The sequence below is a fragment of the Luteibacter sp. P4_E6 genome (genome assembly GCF_056401535.1).
In genome coordinates, this window is the sequence record NZ_JBFUJE010000342.1 from 1 (window position 1) to 4,250 (window position 4,250).

Annotated in this window: 3 protein-coding genes; all 3 read left to right on the forward strand. The window is 67.7% G+C overall.

All coding sequences use genetic code 11. The features are described from left to right. Positions 1–1,527 (forward strand): ATP-binding protein (locus tag AC1DT2_RS16795; protein WP_477297589.1); only part of this gene is annotated, 1,527 nt, incomplete at its 5' end. Continuing rightward, the gene (locus AC1DT2_RS16800; RefSeq protein ID WP_213949570.1) at positions 1,524–2,381 is read left to right on the forward strand and encodes an alpha/beta hydrolase; all 858 of its coding nucleotides are present in this window, start codon (positions 1,524–1,526) and stop codon (positions 2,379–2,381) included. The genes AC1DT2_RS16795 and AC1DT2_RS16800, both read left to right, overlap by 4 nt. A 48-nt stretch (positions 2,382–2,429) precedes the next feature. Beyond that, a partial coding sequence (locus AC1DT2_RS16805) for a ligand-binding sensor domain-containing protein (RefSeq protein WP_477297592.1) occupies positions 2,430–4,250 on the forward strand: 1,821 nt, incomplete at its 3' end.

A 4,250-nucleotide genomic window follows, 5' to 3' on the forward strand; every position in this document is an offset into this window, starting at 1 on the left:
AGTCATGAGATGCGGACGCCCTTGAGCACGGTGATCCACTCGGCCTCCCTGATCGACACCGCGGTGATGAGCGACGACCAGCGCCGCCTTGTCGCCTTGTTGTCGACCAACGCCAATGCCCTCTTGCATCGCGTCAATGCGGTGCTCGACGTGGCCTCGTTCGCCGGTGGCAGTTTCACGCTACGCCACCAGGCGTTCGCCTTCGACGAAGTACTGGCGACGGTGGGCGCGGTTTGCCGCCCCCTTGCCGCGGAGAAGCGCATTGCTTTCAGCCTCGCCCGCGACGCGTCGGTGGAGGGTGTCTTCAATGGCGATCCGGGGCGCATCGAGCAGGTGCTCTCCAACCTGGCGTCCAACGCCCTGAAGTTCACGCCGCCGGGTGGTTCGGTGAACGTGCACGTGGATCTCCATGAGGGCGTCGGTGGCCGCGACCCTACGATCACCTGCAGTGTTTCGGACACGGGCATCGGCATCGCCGATGCCGACAAGCAACGCATCTTCGACCCGTTTCATCAGCTCAGCGCCGGCGAGAGCAGGCGGCAGGAGGGCGTTGGCCTGGGGCTGTATATCGTGCGCAATGTCTCCGAGCAGATGCAGGGTGGCCTCGACGTCACCGACAACCCGATGGGAGGGGCAGTCTTTACCTGGCGCTTCCCGCTGCCGCGTGCCGCCGCGGGCGCGCGCAGCGTGGCGGACACCCCGCTGGTCGAGCTGCTCGACGAGCACCGTGCGCGCGTGGAATCGCAACGCTGCCTGGTGGTGGATGACAACGCGGCCAATCGTGAGATCGTCGGGCGCATCCTCGAGCGCGCGGGGCACCGGGCGGTCTTCAGTGCGAACGGCGACGAGGCGTTGGCGTGCCTGCGTGCTGACGGTTTCGACCTGATCTTCATGGACCTGCACATGCCCGGGAGTTCCGGCTGGGACGTGCTCGGCCGCATCGACGTGATCCGGCGCACCGCAAGCGTGCCGCCCATCGTCATGCTCAGCGCCGATTCCAGCCACGACGCGGTGCGCATCGCCTTCAAGGCTGGCGCACGGGCTTACTTGACCAAGCCGATTGCCGCGCAGCGCCTCCTCGACGTGATCGAGTCCATCGCGGCCGAGCGGCGCATGGAAGAAACCGCGCGCGGTTGGCAACAGCCGCTGCTGGACGAGCCGACGGAGCGTGGTGCGGTGGCTACGCCGCTGAATGAGATGCGCGCGCTTACCAGCGTCGAGGAATACATCGGCTTCATCGACCTGTGTTCGCAAGCGGCGGAGACCCATCTCGACACCTTGCGCAACGCGGTGCTCTCGCGTGATATCGCCACGGCCGCGGAGTGCATCCATGCCCTGCGCAACGTGTTGGGCAACCTCGGCGTACCCGGCGCATCGAGGGTCTGCGACGATCTCTCCGTGCTGATCGATGCCGGTGGCGACATGCGCGCCGCCGTGGTCGAGCTGGATGCCCTCGGTCGTTCGGTGCATCGTTTTATCGATGCCCAACGCCAGGGTGCACGCACCGCCGCGGACGCCGGCGCGTGACCGAACTCGACGGCCTGGCTCGCGAGGTCGGGCAGGGCGAGTTGGCGGCGATGGCGATCAAACCCGATAACGAGGCACGCATCGTTTTTCATGGCGAAGCGCCGCATGGTCGGCGTCCACTCGCCGTCGTCTACCTACACGGATTCACGGCGAGCCAGGGCGAAGGGGCGCCGGCCCACCGTGAGATCGCCCAAGCCGTGGGCGCTCACCTCTACCTCGCCCGCCTGCGCGATCACGGCAGCGATGCGCCGGACGCCATGGCCGGTGCGTCGCCGGAGCGCTGGCGTGCCGACGTCCGGCATGCGCTGGACATCGGTCTCCAGCTGGGCGAGCGCGTACTTCTCGTCGGTACGTCCATGGGCGGCTCGCTGGCACTAGACCTGGCAGCGAGCCGGCCAGATGTCGTGGCGGGTGTTGTTGCCTGGTCGCCCGGCATTCGTGTCCACGATCCCGCGCAACTGCGTGCCGCAGTGACGCTTCAGGGATCCGTGGCACCCCCCGGGGAGCGCACCCCTTTTCAGCGGCGCTACTGGTCGTCGATGGTGCATACCGACGGCTACCGGGCCATCGCCCGTCTGTTTATCGAGCGCATGCGACCGGAAGTCCTGCAGGACGTCGTCTGCCCCGTCTTCTTCGGCATGTGGGATGGCGGCGAGGGGGATCGCGACACGCTTAACTCGGTGAGCGCCATGCGGCTTGCGTTTGGCTGGCTGGGTACGCCGGCGTCACAACGTCGGACGGTGGCTTACGATCATGCAGCGCATGTGCTTGCGTCACCCGAACGCTCGCCGGCGGCGGCGCGTGTCCTCGCCGATTCGCTGGCCTTCCTGCGCGACGTCGGTCTAACGCAGTGAAGCTGCCACGCGTTATCGTTGGCCCTTGAAGGGCGTGGGGGTGAACGGGTGCGCTTGGCTCGCGGGGTGGCTGTGTGGTTATGGCTGGTCGTCGGCTGGAGCCTCGCCGTGCCCGGTGTTCGCGCAGCCGACAGTCGCGATCGCGCGATCGACCAGTTCTATCACACGGCCTGGACCGTCCGCGAAGGCGCGCCTGGCCAGGTCACGGCGCTGGCGCAGACCAGCGATGGCTATCTCTGGCTGGGCACCCAGACGGGTCTCTACCGCTTCGACGGTGTGACCTTCGAGCGTTACCGGCCGCGCGAAGGCGGCGACTTCCTTGCCTCYACCGTCGCGTCCCTTTACGCGCCACCCTCCGGTGGGCTGTGGGTCGGGTTTCGCTATGGCGTGGCCAGTTTCATCGAAGGCGACCGCGCGACCCACTACGCCGCGTCCTCAGGATTGCCCACGGCCACCATCTACGCTATCGGCGGCACGCCGGACGGGCGCATCTGGGCAGCGACATTCAATGGCCTTGCGCGTCTCGACGGGCAACACTGGTCCCTCGTCGGCGCGTCGATGGGTTTACCCGGTAATCGTGCGCGCAACCTGTCGGTCGACCGCGAAGGACGCCTCTGGGTCGCCACCGACCAGGCGCTCGCCTGGCTGCCCCGGGGCGGCACGCGTTTCGAGCTGGCGACGCGTTCGGTCGGTCGGATCAATCGCATCGCTGAAGCGCCGGACGGCTCGATCTGGGTCGCGGAGGCCGATGGCGGCGTGCGACCGGCCTGGGTCAGCGCGTCCTTGCCGGAAGACCATGGCCCGAGCCTTAATCTCTCATCGGCGGGCCTGTTGTTCGATCGCGATGGCGCCCTGTGGATGCCCACGCTCGGCGACGGCATTCGTCGCGTGCCGCGTGTGGTCGACCTGCCGCGCGAACAGATCGAGGCAAGCGGCACGGCGGCACAGCGGTTCGTCGAGCGCGACGGGCTCAGCTCCGACTACCTCACGGCGGTCATCCAGGATCGTGAGGGCAACATCTGGGTCGGCGGCAGTCGAGGGCTCGACCGTTTTCGCGTCAGCCGTCTTCTTCCCGCGCCGCTGTCGCCGGGAGCGACGGACTTCGCACTGGTGGCCGCGCAAGGCCACGGTGTCTGGGTCGGCACGAAGAATCGCCCGTTGACGCGTGTAGACGCCACCAGAGTGGATCCGGGCGATTTTCCCGAAGCGATTACGGCGGCATCGCGCGATCGCGAAGGGACCTGGCTGGGCGGGCCGCAAGGGGTGTGGCGCCTGAAGGACGGCGTTCCCGACCGATTCGCACCGCTGCCCGCCGAGGATTACACCGGTGTGCAGGCCATCGTGGGTGACGGCAAGGGTGGTGCGTGGCTGTCGATCAACCGGCCGGGCATCTATCACTTCACCGAGGGCAAATGGGTGCACGACCCGATGCCGACCATCGCCAACGATCCGGCTCCGCTGGTCCTCATGAACGATTCGCACGGGCGCCTGTGGATGGCCTTCGCCCGCAACACCGTCGTCATTCGCGAATCGGGGCACGATACGGTGCTGGGGCCATCGGATGGCCTGGCCGTCGGCAACGTCACGGCCCTGCTCGAGGATCGCGACGCGGTGTGGTTGGGCGGCGAACTCGGTATCGGCGTGGTCGTCGGCAGGCAGGCACGAACGGTGTCCACGCTGGGAGAACCGTTGCGCGGCGTCTCGGGTCTGGTTCGCGATGCGCGTGGCGATTTCTGGGCGAACACTGCCCAGGGTGTGGCGCGCATCGCCGCCGCTCACATGGCGCGCGCGTTGCAGGATCCGTCGTACCGTCCGCCGGTCAGCCTGTTCGATTCGCTGGACGGCCTTCCCGGCACGCCGGCCCAGTTC